Here is a 15,222-nt window from a genome sequence, read left to right on the forward strand (position 1 = left end):
CGACGATGCGTCAGAAGTGAGCGCTGACTTCGAACCGCACGGTGCGGCGGGGCCCGGTGATGAAGGTCGGCATGCCGAAGGAGTCGCCGGTGTTCCCGCCGTCGACGATGTATTTCTTGTCCAGCAGGTTCTCGCCCATGATTGCGAACGACCAGGGGCCGGATGCGGGTGTCAGGCCAAGACGGACGTTGAGGATGCCGAAGGCGTCCTGGTATTCATCGACTGTCTTGTCCGAAAACGCCGGGCGAGAGCGGACCTGAAGGTCGCCGCGATCGTTGTCGTCGGAGAAGAAGATCTTCGATTGCCAGCTGTAGACGGGGGAGAGCGATAGCTCGCCCAAGCGCGTCGAAACGGCGGCGTTGACGCCGAGCGCGAACTTGTTGTCCGGGCTGTTGCGGAAACTGTTGCCGTCATAGGCGCCGCCGTTGAAGCGCGCGTGATTGTAGGCGTAGCTTCCGAACACCGACAGGCTGTCTGTCAGTCGCCAGGTCGCCTGGGTCTCTAGGCCGGTCGCCTTGGCCTTGCCGGCGTTCACTGGCTCAAGACGATCGCCATTCCGTCGGAAGGTCTGGAAATTGGAATAGTCGAAGCTGTAGATCGACGCGTCGCCATACAGCGCGCCGCTGAAGAGGCGATATTTGATACCCACTTCGGCGGACGACAGTTTCTCGGCGGGAAGTATGTTGACGGCGCCGGAGGCGGCCAGGTCGATGCTCTCGGGGCGTTTGCCGATCCCATAGACCGCATAGACATTCACGGTCGGCGTCACCTGATACCGTAGCCCGGCCCGTCCCGTGGCCAGGCTGGAGGAATGGTCGCCCCTGACGACGGCGCCGGCCGGCGTAAGGGTCATCAGCAGGGCGGCTCCGGTCAGGCGCGATACGCTTTTGGGCGTCGTGACCTGCATGGACACCGCCTTGTCGTCCCAGGTCAGGCGCCCGCCAACAAAGGCCTGAAGCTTATCGGAAAGGTGGAACGTTCCGTCGGCGAACAGGTCGTAGGTCTCGATGTCGGCCGTCTGCCGCCGGCGATCCAGGTGGAAGGGCTTGTAGTTGGCCGCCGCCGAACCGAGAGCGGCGTTGACCTGGCTGTTCGTCAGGCCGTTCGGCGCATATCGGTGCAGGGCGCCCGACAGCAGCAGCGCCATGGCGCGCTCGTCGGCGCCGAGGTCTGTCTGCTGGGAGTTGCTGGCCTTGAAATAGCTGGCGCCGACGAAGCCTTCGAAAGCGCCGTCACGTCGAATGTTGAGGCGCAATTCCTGGGAGAACTGTTCCCCGTTATTGCAGAGGTCGTAGGCGATGATGTTCGTGGTCGTACCGTCGATATCGCCCGCCTGACAGGCCTTGTACCAGCGATACCCGCTGATCGACGTCAGGTCTAAGCGCTCGTTCAGGGTCAGGTCGGTGGTTCCGCTAAGGCCCACGATCTTGCGTTGGCTGTAGTCCGCCGCCATGTCGCCGAACGTGCCAAGGTGTGTCGGCGTCCAGAAGCGCAGGTCGCCCTCGACCGCGCCGGTCTGTTGGTTGCGGGGAAGGAAGACGTTGGACTTGAAGGCGCCGCCGCTGTCGGTGTTGTCGCGGTCGTATGTTCCCGAGAACCGGAAGTTGAAGGCGTCGGTGGGCGCGTAGCGAGCCGTCAGTCGATAGGCCTGGCCGTCGACGTTGTTGTAGGTTCCGCCCTGGGTGTTCTTCAGGAAGCCGTCTCGCTGGCGCTGCAGCGCCCCGATGCGAAGGCCGAACGTCTCGTTCACGGGAAGATTGGCCACGGCCTGCGCCAGTCGCTGACCATGGTCGCCGAGCCCGGCGCGGACCTCCAGGCCCAGCGTGTCGGTCGGCATTTTCTGGAAGGTGGAAATTCCCCCGTTCAAGGCCGAGCGACCATGCAGGGTCGATTGCGGACCCTTTTCGACCTCAACGCGGTCGACGTCGAACATCTCGCCATAAGCGGAAGCGATCTGCGTGATCGGCACGCCATCCTGGAAGAGGGCGACCCGCGGCTCGGCCGCCGGCGACGTATCGTCCGAGGTGATGCCGCGTAGCGAAATCCCCGGCAGCAGGCGATCCTGAAGTTGGATGACCAGGCCCGGCGTCAGCTGGGCGATCCTGTCCAGCTCCGTCACCCCTAGCCGCTCCAGCGTCGCGCCGTCATAGGCGCTGATCGACATGGGCACTTCTGAAATGCGTTGGGTGCGCTTCTGCGCCGTGACGATGATATCGCCCACGGTTGCGACATCGTCTTGGGTGGGCAGGTCTTGTCCAAACGCTTGTCCAGCACCAAGCGCGCTGACGCCGCAGCAAAGAGCCAAACGGAAGGCCCATAAAATTCCTTGTGCCGACATAAATACCCCTCCCTAAAAATTCGTTGGGTGGGTGCTTAATTGCAGGTGATTGTGACGTCAACATAACAGTTGTCCTAATTGAGGGCGGCGAAATCCTTTCAGCGCCTCCTTAGGGTAGCGAACGGTTGTCTAGTCCTTGTGGCGCGCGATCAGCCAACTCACCAACGGGTCGCGCCGGTCGTCGCCGTCCACACCCGATAGGATTGTTTGTCCGGTGGCGATCATCGAAGCGGTCTGGCCGTCGAGGGCGTCGAGACCGGAATAGCCTTTGGATCGTAATAGGCGGACATAACTGACGCCACGCCAACGACGCTGATCGATGACGTAGGGGGCCAGCGTGGGATCCCGGGCGGCGGCCAGGATCACAGCCAATTCACCGCGCACTACGGTCTGACCACGCCATAGGGTTGGATCGGCTCCGGGCGGTAGGGTGGGCGGAGCGCCACGCCCATCGGCGATCAAATAAACTCCGCTGATCGCGGCCTTGAACAGATCCGCCGCGGTCCTGAAATAATAGCCCACGGCCGAACGGGACAAGCCGGCGCGCTCGGCGACCGCCCGATGGGTGAGCGCTTCTGCGCCGCCATCGACCAGAACATGACAGGCGGCGAGGGCGGCTTCGCGCCTTGGGCCTGGACCCATGGCGTCCGCCGCCACGTCGCCCGTCGGCAGGCCCAGGCGCCGATCCATTCGCCGCACGAGCCGCGAGAAAAGCGGTTCGAGCCCTACGCCGTCGCGCTCCAGCCGGCTGGCCAGCCGGTCGATAGCCATCCGACGCAGCAGGCGGTAGTCGGGATCGTCCCCCACGACCAGTCCGTTAAAGCCCTCGTCCGTGACATAGGCTGCGGCCAGACCGGCCCATATGGCGGCGTCCTCGATGCGTCCTTCGAATAGTCGGGACCAGAAGCCCCGCCGCTCAGCCAGCCAGGGCGCAACGAGGGTCGCTACCTCGGCGTCGCGCGGCGCTCTTAGCGTCAGGTCCATCCAGATCAACTGCGTCAGGCGCGCCTCGCCCTGGACCAGGGCGTCGAGATATTGTTCCAGGATGGCGGCCAGGGCCTGGCGATCCACTCGCTCAAGGCCATCCAGGCGTTCCAGCCATTCGTCGTGCCAGCGGCGATCGCGAAGCCGCTCGCGCGTAACGACCTCGTTCAGGATGGCGGCCTTGGCGCCGAGATGGTAGGCCAGCGCGCCTGATGTCGCCCCAACGGCGTCGCCCAGGCGGCGGAAGCTCATCGCGCGCAAGCCGCCCTGGGCGAGCTCTCGTCGAGCCGCCTCGATCAAGCGATCTACCTGAGCCTCAGGGGGGGGAACGGCGTCGGGTGGTCCTGACTTCATGACTTTCTATAGCGCGAGAGCGCCTGCGAACCTCAAGAAGGATACCACTCTCGCTCGACGGCATTTTATGCGCGCGGCCGCAGCGGGCAATCGTAGTACGTCCTCTTGGCTCAAGGGGCGCCCCTGATACTCAGATTCCCAGACCGGACCTCCCGCGACGAGCGGAAATGGTTAGACACCGTCCAGAATTTCCCAAGGAATTTCGGGGAGGGCGGGGATAGGGTAAGGCGCTCTATAGTGTTGTATTTATTAGTCTATGTGATGCCGTCTCGGGCCGCCAGCGAGATAGGTCTAAGCGCTCCGCCGCTACGTTACGCTTTCGCCAACTCCGCCTCGACCTGGCCCAGGCGCTCCTTGCCAAAGAAGATCTCGTCGCCGACGAAGAACGTCGGAATCCCGAACGCTCCTCGCGCCACGGCCGCGTCGGTGTTGGCAGCAAGCTCGGCTTTCACCGTCGGATCGCCGGTCGCCGCCAGCAGCGCCGCGCCGTCGAGGCCGGCGGTGTTGGCGACGGTGACGAACACCTCGGGGTCGTCCAGCTTCTGGCCGTCTTCCCACATGCCCTTCAGCATCGCCTCCAGATAGGTCTCGCCGACGCCCATGCGCTGGGCGGCGATCATGCCGCGCATCAGCAGCAGGGTGTTGACCGGGAAGTGCGGGTTGAAGCGGAAGGCGGTCAGACCGTGGGCGGCGATGAAGCGCCGGGTCTCCAGCATCTCGTAGTCCATCTTCCCCTTGATCCCGCCGAAGGCGATCATCGGGGCCTGGTTGCCGGTGGCCTTGAAGATGCCGCCCAAGAGACACGGGATTAGTTTCACGCTGGCGCCCTGGCGCGCGGCGATCTCCGGCAGCAGCTTCCATGACAGGTAGGCGTTGGGGCTGCCGAAGTCGAAGATGAAGTCGACGGTCTTGTTATCGGTCATGGCGGGGCTCCTCACCAGGTCTCGGACCAGGGGCGCAGATCAAGCTCGTGCGTCCAGGCCGAGCGCGGCTGGTTGTGCAGATGGACATAGTTGGCCGCGATGTCGGCGGGCTTGAGGATCAGGTCCTGATCGAGCAGGTCTTCTACCTCGCCGCGCATCGAGCGGATGAAGACGCCGTCGATGGCGCCGTCGACCACCACATGGGCGACATGGATTCCCTTGGGGCCCAGCTCCCGCGCCGCGCTCTGGGCCACCGCCCGCAGGCCCGCCTTGGCCGAGGCGAAGGCGCTAAATCCCTCCTTGCCGCGCAGCGAGGCGCTGGCGCCGGTGAACAGGATCGTGCCCTGGCCGCGCGGGGTCATGACACGGGCCGCCTCGCGCGCCGTGAGGAACCCGGCGAAGCAGGCCATCTCCCAGACCTTGCTGAACACCTGGGCGGTGGTTTGCGTGAGGTCGAAGCGCACGTTCGCGCCGATGTTGAAGACCGCGACCTCCAGCGGGCCGATCTCGGCCTCGATGCGGTCGACCAGGGCGATCATATCGGCCTCCTGGCGGGCGTCGACGCCGAAGGCGCGGGCGTCCTGGCCACTGGAGCGGATTTCTGCCGCCAGGGCCTCCAACTGGTCGAGGTGGCGGGGCCTGCGGGTCATGCAGACCGTGTAGCCTTCGGCCGCGAAGGCCTTGGCGATGGCGCTTCCCACCCCGTCGCCAACGCCTACCACCAGGCACGCGCCCTTGGTCGCCGTCATGTCTGTTTCCTCCGCGTCTGGCCCTCAAGTTCGTATTGATTCTGTACGGAGTCAAACGCAGAATGGCGACACTTGGAAAGGCTATGAGTCACCGATGAAGTGGGATGACCTCTCCGCCCAGCCCTGCTCGATCTCGCGGGCTCTGGCCGTGATCGGCGATCGCTGGACGCTGATGATCCTGCGTGACTGCTTCTTAGGGATCCGGCGGTTCGAACTGTTCCAGAAGCGCCTGGGCGTCTCGCGCACCATCGTCACCGACCGCCTGCGCACCCTGGTTGACGAAGGCGTGCTACGGCGGGTTCCGTACCAGGACAATCCCGTGCGTCACGAGTATCGCCTGACCGAGAAGGGTCTCGACCTGTACCCCGTAGTGATGGCCATCGCCCATTTCGGCGACACCCACTATGCGGGCGCCGAGGGGCCGCCGGTGCTGCGCCGGCACAAGGCCTGCGGCTGCGACTTCCATCCCGTGCAGGTCTGCTCCGAATGCGGCGAACCGGTCAGCGCCCGCCAGGTCGAGGCGCGGGCGGGGGCGGGCTTTCCGGCGCCGTAAACCATCCGTGTCATCCCGGCCGTAGCGCGAAGCGCGGAGAGCCGGGACCCAGGGGCGGCAGGCGCGGCGTTCCTTCACCCCCTGGGTCCCGGGTCGGCTTCGCCGTCCGGGATGACACCGAGAAAAGGGTTGGGCTTTAACCCGTCACGCCCATCTTCACCCGCAACGCCGTGGCCTGCTTGCGGAACGCCTCGCGCTCGGCGTCGGGCATCTTTTCCAGGGTGCGCAGCGACATCATCATCCGGCCGTTGCCGGCCAGACGCTTGGCGTGACGGTCGATGAAGTCCCAGTACAGGGCGTTGAACGGACAGGCGTCGTCGCCCAGCCGCTTTTTCACCTCGTAGCGACAGCCTTTGCAGTAGTCGCTCATGCGGTCGATATAGGCCCCGCTGGCGGCGTAGGGCTTGGAACCGACAATGCCGCCGTCGGCGAAGGTGGCCATGCCGCGGGTGTTGGGCATCTCGACCCACTCATAGGCGTCGGCGAACACCACCATGTACCAGTCGTCCACCGCGTCGGGATGTACGCCCAGCAGCATGGCGAGGTTGCCGGTCACCATCAGCCGCTGGATGTGGTGGGCGTAGGCGTGCTCGCGGGCGGCCCGGACGGTGTCGGCCACGCACGCCATGTCGGTCTGGCCGGTCCAGTAGAACCAGGGCAGCTTGCCCTGCGCGTCCAGGGCGTTGCGCTGGGCGTATTCGGGCATCTTCAGCCAGTAGATCCCGCGTATGAACTCGCGCCAGCCGATGATCTGGCGGATGAAGCCCTCCACCGCGTTCAAGGGCGCGCGGCCCTCGCGCCAGGCGGCCTCGGCGCGGCGGCAGATGTCCAGCGGGTCCAGCAGGCCGATGTTCAGGGCCGGCGAGATCAGCGAATGCCACAGGAACGGCCGCTGCCAGCTCATCGCGTCCTGCCAGTCGCCAAAGCTAGGCAGCATGTCGGCGATGAAGTGGTCGAGGATCGCTGTGGCCTCGTCCGGATTGGTGGGCCAGCCAAAGCCTTTGGTGTCGCCGAAATGGTCGTCGAAGCCGCGCGAGACTTTTTCGAGCACCGCCCGCGTCGTCGGGTTGGGCGGGATGCGTAGGCGCTCGGGCGGACGCAGGCCTGGCGGCAGCTTACGGCGGTTCTCGGCGTCGAAGTTCCAGCGCCCGCCGGCCGGCTGGTCGCCGTCCATCAGAAGGCCCGTCTTGCGGCGCATCTCGCGGTAGAAGAACTCCATCCGCAGTTCGCGCCGCCCTTCGGCCCAGGCGGCGAACTGGGCGCGCGAGCACAGGAACCGATCGTCCTCGCGGGCCTCCATCGGCACGGGAAGCTCAAGGCCCAGCAGGTGGTTTTCCAGCCCCCACTTCCCGCAGGCGGTGCGCACCACGCGGTCGAACGCGCCGGCCTCTAGAGCTCGCCGCAGCTCGCCGCTGATCGAGCCGGTGTTGCCCGGGTCTTCCAGCGCCACGTAGCGCACGTCAAAGCCGCGCGCGCGCAGGCGCTCGGCGAACTGACGCATGGCCGACCAGACGATGACCAGCTTCTGTTTGTGGTGCTTCCAGGCGGTGGCTTCCACCCGGCTCTCGACCATCAGCACCTGGTCGCGCGCCAGGTCCGCGTCCGCCAGGGCCGACAGATTGTCCGACAACTGATCGCCCAGCACGAGGCGCAGGGCGCCAGCCATGTCAGAAGGGGCCTAGAGCTTGACGAAGGGCGCGAGTAGCTTGCCCAGGCGACCTGGCAACTGGATCTCGCCGTCCAGGGCCGCCACGCACAGGCACGGCTTGCTGGAGACCACGCGTGGCTGGTGCAGCACGCTGGGATCGGCTTCCTCGAAATCGCCTTCGCCGAACACGCCGCTCTCGGTCTCGTAGGCGCCCTCGATCACGCAGGTCAGCTCGACGCCGCCATGGGTGTGGCGCGGCGTGGACTGGCCCGGCGCGATCTTCAGCAGGATCACCCGGCAGTCGCCGTCGCGCGGACCCAGAACGTTGCGCACCCGCACGCCCGGACCCAGCCAGCGCCAGGGACCGAGCTCAAAGCCACGCAGCGGGGCGGGCAGGGTGGGGTCGGTCTTGTCCAGACGCACAGTCGGCTCCTGAGGCGCAGGCTGATCCAGCAGCGCCAGGGTCTTGTCGAGCGCACCAGCGCCGAGGGCGCTCGGCTCGAGATCCTCCAGCACGCCGCCGCCGACCGCTTGGCCAAGCTCGGACCAGACGCGGGTTTCGGGACGCAGCGCCAGGTGCGTGGCCACGACCACGGCTTCGGGCGCGCTCAGGGTGCCGGCGGCGTAGGCCAGCAGGCGCTCTTCACTGGGCAGACGACGCAGGCTCACGGCGCAACCCCCGCCTCGCGCTCGATAAAAGCGCGCAGCTTCATCATGCCAAAGCGGATACGCGCCTTGACCGTACCCAGGGGCACGCCCAGCGCCTCCGAAATCTGACTGTGGGTCTGTTCTTGGAAGAAAGCCATTTCGATTGCTTGGGACTGGTCGGGATTGAGGGTCCGCATCGCGGAGCGGACGATCTGGGCGTCCTGCATGCCGCTGAGGATGGCGTCGGGTTGGGCGGGCTCTTCAGCGCCGAGGTTGAGGTCAACGGCGTAAAGGGCCGAGGAGCCGCGCCGCAGGCTGTCGATCCGCAGATTGCGGGCGATGGTGAAGATCCAGGCCGCCGCCGAGGCGCGTTTGGGATCGAAATAGTGAGCCTTGCGCCAGACCGCGAGCATGACCTCCTGGGCCAACTCCTCAGCTGCAGACGGGGTCGAGCCGCTGCGAACCAGCAGCGTCTTCACGCGGGGGGCGTAGTGGGCGAACAACTCCGCGAACGCGGCGCGGTCCTGCGCCTGCGCGATCCGCGTAATCAACGCGCCGCCGTCGCATTGCGCGGCGCTCACGCGCGCGCCGCTCCGAGATCGGGTCTCTGCATGTCCTGTCGCATACATGCCCTTTATACGCGGCTGTTACGGGAACGGATGACTCAAGTTCCGCGTTGGCGAAGTTTTTTCTAAGCGTCGACGCATGAGGGCCGGGCGAGGGCGTCAGCTCAGCGTGGCTTACGCTTGGCCTGGATCTCCTCGAGCGTCAGCTTGCGGATCTTGGTCACCGGATAGCGTTGGATGCCGATGGCTTCGGGGACGATCAGCGTCGCGTCCATGCCGGCGCAGACCCAGGAACCGCCACGGGCCTCAATCCCGATTTGCATGGTCCAGTCGATGTCGCGGGATGGGGCGAACAGGGTCAGGCGATAGACGTTTCGGGGACTGATCGAGACGTCCACGGTCTGGTCGTCGACGACATTGAAGCCGCTGACGTCCGAGGCGCGGAAACAGGCACGCTCGGCCTTGGGCTCTGCCGCTAAGGCCGGGGCGGCGACGAAGATCGCGCAGAGCGCATTGGCAGCCGTGAGAAGACGCATGGGGTTTGCTCCGAGATTAGCGCCCGCCAGGCTCAGTGTCGCGCCGGAGCGTGGCTGGCTCAAGGCGCGACCCGCTCAGGTCTGGTCGGTCTTGGCGGGCGCTAGCCGCAGGATCGCCATGCCAAAGAGCGCCGAGGCGAGCGAGCCGGCGAGCACGCCGATCTTGGTCTCGTCGATCAGGAGCGGATCGCTGAAGGCCAGGGCGCCGATGAACAGGCTCATGGTGAAGCCGACGCCGCACAGCACCGCCACCCCATAGAGCTGCATCATGGACGCGCCGCGCGGCAGGCGCGCCCAGCCCAGCTTGACCAGCGCCGCAGAGACGCCGAACACGCCGATCTGCTTGCCGACGAACAAGCCCAGCGCCACCCCCAGCGGCACCGGATCCAGCAGGGCGGCCAGCCCGATCCCCGCGAACGACAGGCCGGCGTTGGCGAAGCCGAAGACGGGCGTGACCACGAACGCGACCGGCTTGTGCAGCGCGTGCTCCAACGCATGCAGCGGCGAGTGGTCGCCCGCTCGCAAGGGAATGGCCAGGGCCAGGGCGACACCGGCCAGCGTCGCGTGAACGCCTGACTCCAGCACGAAGTACCACAGCACGACGCCCAGCAGGAGATACGGCCACAAGCTCAGCACCTTGAGCCGGTTCAGCGCGATCAGCGCCACCAGCACCGCGCCGGCGCCGGCCAGCGCCGCCAGATGCAGTTGCTCGGTGTAGAACACCGCGATGATCATGATGGCCGCCAGATCGTCCATGATGGCGATGGCGGTCAGGAACACCTTCAGCGAGGTCGGCACGCGCGATCCCAGCAGGGCCAGGACGCCCAGGGCGAAGGCGATGTCGGTCGCCGAGGGGATCGCCCAGCCGGCGATGCTCTCGGGGTGTTTGGCGTTGAAGGCCAGATAGATCAGAGCCGGCAGCGCGACGCCGCCCAGGGCCGCCGCGCCGGGCAGCACCACGTCGGCCGGCCGGGACAACTGGCCGTCCAGCACCTCGCGCTTGATCTCCAGGCCCACCAGCAGGAAGAACAGCGCCATCAGGCCGTCGTTGATCCAATGCAGGACGCTCTCGTCCAGGTGCACGGGGCCGAGCGCAAAGCCGAAGTGGGCGTCCAGCGCCTTGAAGTAGGTCGGCGCGAGGGGCGAGTTGGCGACGATCAAAGCCAGGGCGGCGGCGATCATCAGTACATAGCCGCCAGCGGCTTCGTTCTTCAGAAACTGCACAAGCGCGACCCGCGCGCGGTGGCTGACCGTTCGCAGCACCATGTGGTCTTACTCCTACAGTTTCGCCAAAAGCCGGTTCGCGAAAAACAGTCCCACAAGGCCCAGGCCGCAGGCCAGATAAGCCCCGTTGGCCAGGAACTGGCCCCAAGCGATGTCAAGCTTGGCGAACGACTTCACCAAGAGTAGCGAGATGCTCCCGATATAGCCGAACGAGTCGGCGACGTAGATCAGAAAGCCCGCCGTGCCGATCTTGCCGGTCGCGGCAATCATACGGTCGAATAACATGGCGTTGAACGGGGTGTAGCCCATGTAGAGCCCCGCCCCGGCCAGCACCATCCACCACACCGGGCCCAGCAGGTGCAACTGATAGGCCAGGGTCGAGGCGCCCAGCAGCACGAAGCCCAGCGCCACGAAGCCCAGATTGAACGCTACGGCGCGGCGGTTGTCCTTCACGCCCATCAGCGCCGCTAGGCCTACCAGAACGATGGCGGCCACCGGCAGTTCCGACAGGGTGAAGATCGACGCGGCGTTCTTGAATCCGAGCTCGGCCCATATCTCGGCCGAGAAGTTGTCGCGGAAGTCGCGCAGGGCCGTGAGGATCATGTAGACCGCGATCAGCAGGACCAGGGCGGGCGCATGGGCGGCGAACAGAGCCGCGCGGTCCTGGGCGTTCATCGGCGCTCGCTTGACGCGCTCGGCCTCGTCGGCGGCGGTGGGTGGGGGTAACTGCGCTAGGGCCAGCACCGCCACTAGCATGAGGGGGGCGAAGATCAGTCCGGAGACGAACGGCATCCACTTTTCGTCGACATGCGAAAGCAAAAGCATCTTGCCGACCGACTTGGCCACGCCCGACGACAGAATGAAGCTGGCGCACAGCATGGCGCCGAGCACTTCGGTTAGTCGGCGGCCCTCCAGGAAGCCGAACACCAGGCCCCAGATCATCCCCAGGCACAGGCCGTTCAAGTAGAGCGCCAGCGGCCCGGCCACCGTCGGTAAGGCGCCGAACAGCAGCAGCGACACCTCGGCACCGAAGATCAGGGCCAGGATGGAGACAGCCCGCCGGCCCGGCCGCATCTCAGAGATCACCTTGACCCCGATAAACTTGGCCGTCGCGTAGCCGGCGACCTGAGCGATCACCAGCGCGATCTTGAAGTCGAAGTCGAAAGGCCAACCCTCCGGGTGGGCATAGGCGGCCGCCGTGAACGGCTTGCGATAGCCGAACATCGCGAAATAGACCGCGAATGACGCCAGACCGCCATACAGGGCGAAGAGCCAGGGCGGGGCGGACGCCAGAAAGCGGGTCACGGCGCCGCCGACGGTGGGCCTGCGGCCGGGCGCGTCGGACGCTGGAGTCATCATGCTTGCCTTCGTTCGCGCGCCAGCCAGCGCCACGCCTCAGCTAGCCCGCTTTGATCCGGCTGAGCAACGAAACTCGGCGCTCGGCGGCTCGGTCGTGAAAGGGTTGAGTAAACCTGATGTCTTGAATGTCGCGCGCGGTCGGGGCGCCGCGACGCATTGTCGCAACGGCGAAGTATAATGATGTTGTTGAGAGTTTTAAGGCGATGAACGGGTGATGCCGACGCCGTTCCAGCAAGACATCGATGCGCTGAAGGCCAGCGAGGCTTTCTTCCGTCTCCTTACCGAGCAGGCGGGAGACGTGATCAGTCGCCACCGGTTCTCCGGAACCGATGACTATGTTTCCCCGGCGGTCGAGCGGATGCTGGGCTGGACGGCGGCGGAAGTGCTGGAGGCCGGCTTTCAGGCCTACTATCACCCCGACGATGCGCCCGCCGTAGCCGAGGTTTACGAGAAGATCCGCGCCGGCGCCGACCAGGGCAGCGTACGGTACCGCGGACGGGCCAAGGACGGCCGCTATGTCTGGCTGGAAAGCCATCTCAGTCTGGTGAGGGACGAGCACGGCGAGCCCTCGGAACTGGTGGCGGTCACCCGCGATATCGACGAGCGCGTTAGGTTGGAGGAAGAGGCGCGCCAAGCTCGCGAGGCCATGCGCGAAACGCTGCAACGCGCCATGCTTGCGGAACAGGTCGCCCAAGTCGCCTTCTGGCGGGTGGATCTGATCACCAATGAGGTCTACCTGTCGCCGCGTTGTCGAGAAATCTATGGCTGGTCAGCTGATGAGCCGGTTTCCTTGGGCGAGGTGCTAAGCCGCTTTCATCCTGAAGACCGTTCGGCCGCGCGCGCCTGGGTCGCCGAGCGTCTGCGGACAGGCGAGCCTTCACGCAATCGCATGGACCGTATTGTCAGGGTCGATGGAGAAGTTCGTCATATCGTCGGCAGTTTCGAGTTCGACCTCGGCGAGGATGGACGGCCCGTCGCGATGTCGGGCACCACTGTCGACGTCACCGACCTGGTGGCGGCGCAACAGAGTCTCGCCAAAACCGAGTCACGGTTCCAGGACTTGGCGAAGGCGACGCGCGACATCGTTATCGAGGTCGACCGACGGGGGAACATTCTCTTCGCCAGCGCGGCCGTCGAGACGGTGCTGGGCTACACCGAGGCCGAACTGCTGGGACGCAAGGCCGCCAAGCTGACCCACCCCGACGACCTGCCGGGTCTGGTGCAGGGCTTTGGCAAGGTGCTGGCCGATCCTGAGTCCGTGCCGCCTATCCTGGAAGCGCGGGGGCTTCACAAGGATGGTCACTGGGTCTGGCTGCAAGGCCGGCCCGTGCTGGATCGCACCGCCGGACGGATCGAAGGCGTGGTTCGGGACATCACTGAGTACAAGCGCGCGCGGGACGAACTCGCCGCTGAACAGGCGCGGACGCAGCAGGCGCTTGAGGCCCGCTCGGCCTTCCTCGCCAACATGAGTCACGAACTGCGAACCCCGCTGACCGCCGTGATCGGCTTCGCGGCGTTGGTCGAGGGGTTAGACGACCTGCCCACGCAGGCCCGCGATTATGTCGGCCGGATCTCCACGGCGGGGAAGGCGCTGCTGTCGGTCATCAATGACGTCCTGGAGATGTCGAAGCTGGAGACGGGGCAGGTGCAGGTGCACATTGCGCCATGCGCCTTGACTCCCCTGATCGAAGACACGGTCCGCATGTTCGCGCTGCACGCGGCCGAAAAGAACCTCGAGATCGGCGTGCGGATGGTCGATCCACCGCCACGCGTGCTGATGATCGATCCCGATCGGGTCCGGCAGGTGCTGATCAACCTGATCGGTAACGCCATACGCTATACCGATACCGGATCGGTCACAGTCGAGGTGATCTGGCGCGCGGCGATGGGCGAGCTGTTCGTGGCGGTCAAGGACACGGGTATCGGCATTGATCCTACCGACCAAGTGCATCTCTTCAAGCGCTTCTCCCAGGTCGAGGCTTCGCGATCACGCTCACGTGGCGGCTCGGGGTTGGGGCTGGTGATCAGCAAGGGGCTGGTCGAGGCCATGGATGGGCGCATCGGAGCCAGCAGCAAGCCAGGCGAGGGCAGCACCTTCTGGTTCGCGATCCCCGCCGCCGCGCCGCTTCGTGACGAGGACGCTGGCCCTGACCCCGAACCGATCTTCGAGCCCGTTCGTTCGGGCGGCCGCATCCTGCTGGCCGACGATAATGCGCTCAATCGCGAGATGACCCGCGCCATCCTCGGCGTGTTCGACGCCGAGGTGGTCGAGGCCCGTGACGGTCAGCAGGCGGTGGAGGCAGCGCGGGCCCAGGCCTTTGACCTGATCCTGATGGACATCCGCATGCCGGTGCTGGACGGCTTGGACGCTACGCGCCTGATCCGCGCCGAACCCGGGCCGAACCAGAGCGCGCCGATCCTGGCCTTCTCGGCGGACATGGACTTCCAGTTGTCCGACATCTTCGATGGCCTGGTGCGCAAGCCGATCACCGCCGCGCAATTGATCCAGGCCGTGGCCGGCGCTCAGCGTTCCGTCGCGATCTGACCCCGGAAAACAAAAAACGCCCTCCGCATTGCGGAGGGCGCCTTGTGTTCGCGGTCCGGAGCGCTGCTTAGGCGGCGGCGGCCTTGACCAGCGACTTGGTCAGGATGCCGATCGCGGCTTCACGGTCGATGCGCTCGATGGCGGCGACTTCACGGGCCATGCGGTCCAGCGCCGATTCATACAGCTGGCGCTCAGAATAGGACTGCTCCGGCTGGTTCTCGGCGCGGTGCAGGTCGCGGACCACTTCGGCGATCGAGATCAGGTCGCCGGAGTTGATCTTGGCTTCGTACTCTTGGGCGCGGCGCGACCACATGGTGCGCTTCACGCGGGCGCGACCCTTCAGGGTGGTCAGCGCCTGGCTGACCGTGCCGCCTTCGGCCAGCGGACGCAGACCGGCCGTCTTCGCCTTCTTGGTCGGAACGCGCAGGGTCATTTTTTCGTGGTCGAAGGTGATGACGTAAACCTCGAGCGACATGCCGGCCACTTCCTGGGTCTCGATCGCCTGAATGCTGCCCACGCCGTGCGCGGGATAAACGACGTGATCGCCGACCGAGAATTCCAGACCAGTCTTGCTCATGTTCGTCCTCTTCAATACGGGCCCGCGGGGCCCGAACGCCGTCATCATTCCCAAACCAAAAGCGACAGGTTCCCACTCCGCGGGACACGGATCGCGGGGCCAAGCCTGTCAGGATTTGGAATAGACCTCTAAGACACCCTTCGCCTTCGATCGGGCGGGCCGATTCAAATGGGTTTTCTGAAACGGCTTCTTCGACAAGACGGACCGTCGCGAACGAG

The 15,222-nt window shown here is 65.7% G+C and carries 13 protein-coding genes; 2 read left to right on the forward strand and 11 right to left on the reverse strand.

Translation table 11 applies throughout. The annotated features are described in order from the left end of the window. Window positions 1–10: 10 nt before the first annotated feature. From CSW63_RS05195 to CSW63_RS05210, 4 genes are all read right to left on the reverse strand, one after another. A complete protein-coding gene (locus CSW63_RS05195) occupies window positions 11–2,221 on the reverse strand; it encodes a TonB-dependent receptor (protein WP_210408501.1) in 2,211 nt (736 codons plus the stop codon). Between the two features lie 246 nt (window positions 2,222–2,467). After that, window positions 2,468–3,622, reverse strand: coding sequence for a TetR/AcrR family transcriptional regulator (locus CSW63_RS05200; RefSeq protein WP_168193601.1), 1,155 nt, complete (start codon window positions 3,620–3,622; stop codon window positions 2,468–2,470). A gap of 365 nt (window positions 3,623–3,987) precedes the next feature. Further along, the gene (locus tag CSW63_RS05205; RefSeq protein ID WP_082749700.1) at window positions 3,988–4,614 is read right to left on the reverse strand and encodes a 2-hydroxychromene-2-carboxylate isomerase; all 627 of its coding nucleotides are present in this window, start codon (window positions 4,612–4,614) and stop codon (window positions 3,988–3,990) included. Further along, window positions 4,611–5,348, reverse strand: a complete 738-nt coding sequence (locus CSW63_RS05210) for an SDR family NAD(P)-dependent oxidoreductase (protein ID WP_062099108.1) — start codon at window positions 5,346–5,348, stop codon at window positions 4,611–4,613. Before CSW63_RS05210 ends, CSW63_RS05205 begins: the two co-directional genes overlap by 4 nt. Window positions 5,349–5,442: 94 nt before the next feature. Between CSW63_RS05210 and CSW63_RS05215 the strand changes: the two genes are divergently transcribed. Then, window positions 5,443–5,901, forward strand: coding sequence for a helix-turn-helix domain-containing protein (locus CSW63_RS05215; protein ID WP_082749699.1), 459 nt, complete (start codon window positions 5,443–5,445; stop codon window positions 5,899–5,901). Window positions 5,902–6,037: 136 nt separating this feature from the next. On the opposite strand, the gene CSW63_RS05220 is transcribed toward CSW63_RS05215, so the two are convergent. From CSW63_RS05220 to CSW63_RS05245, 6 genes are all read right to left on the reverse strand, one after another. Continuing rightward, complete coding sequence (locus CSW63_RS05220) at window positions 6,038–7,567, reverse strand: cryptochrome/photolyase family protein (RefSeq protein ID WP_062099105.1); 1,530 nt, start codon at window positions 7,565–7,567, stop codon at window positions 6,038–6,040. 12 nt (window positions 7,568–7,579) lie between these two features. Further along, complete coding sequence (gene chrR, locus CSW63_RS05225) at window positions 7,580–8,218, reverse strand: cadmium/peroxide/UV radiation responsive anti-sigma factor ChrR (RefSeq protein WP_062099103.1); 639 nt, start codon at window positions 8,216–8,218, stop codon at window positions 7,580–7,582. After that, window positions 8,215–8,826: a sigma-70 family RNA polymerase sigma factor gene (locus CSW63_RS05230; protein ID WP_062099101.1), complete on the reverse strand. Its 612-nt coding sequence runs from the start codon at window positions 8,824–8,826 to the stop codon at window positions 8,215–8,217. Before CSW63_RS05230 ends, chrR begins: the two co-directional genes overlap by 4 nt. A 101-nt stretch (window positions 8,827–8,927) precedes the next feature. Further along, window positions 8,928–9,299: a DUF6491 family protein gene (locus CSW63_RS05235; protein ID WP_062099100.1), complete on the reverse strand. Its 372-nt coding sequence runs from the start codon at window positions 9,297–9,299 to the stop codon at window positions 8,928–8,930. A gap of 75 nt (window positions 9,300–9,374) precedes the next feature. After that, on the reverse strand, window positions 9,375–10,565 hold the full coding sequence (gene nhaA, locus CSW63_RS05240) for a Na+/H+ antiporter NhaA (RefSeq protein ID WP_062099098.1): 1,191 nt from the start codon (window positions 10,563–10,565) through the stop codon (window positions 9,375–9,377). A 12-nt stretch (window positions 10,566–10,577) separates the two neighbouring features. Next, window positions 10,578–11,879: a DUF5690 family protein gene (locus CSW63_RS05245; protein ID WP_062099122.1), complete on the reverse strand. Its 1,302-nt coding sequence runs from the start codon at window positions 11,877–11,879 to the stop codon at window positions 10,578–10,580. A 217-nt stretch (window positions 11,880–12,096) separates the two neighbouring features. On the opposite strand from CSW63_RS05245, the gene CSW63_RS05250 reads away from it, so the two are divergent. Then, window positions 12,097–14,427, forward strand: a complete 2,331-nt coding sequence (locus CSW63_RS05250; RefSeq protein ID WP_062099096.1) for a PAS domain S-box protein — start codon at window positions 12,097–12,099, stop codon at window positions 14,425–14,427. 67 nt (window positions 14,428–14,494) lie between these two features. On the opposite strand, the gene CSW63_RS05255 is transcribed toward CSW63_RS05250, so the two are convergent. Then, entirely contained in the window at window positions 14,495–15,004 is a 510-nt protein-coding gene (locus CSW63_RS05255) for a CarD family transcriptional regulator (RefSeq protein WP_062099094.1), read from the reverse strand. Between the last annotated feature and the right edge of the window lie 218 nt (window positions 15,005–15,222).

It is taken from the genome of Caulobacter sp. FWC26, from assembly GCF_002742645.2.
Taxonomy (GTDB): domain Bacteria; phylum Pseudomonadota; class Alphaproteobacteria; order Caulobacterales; family Caulobacteraceae; genus Caulobacter.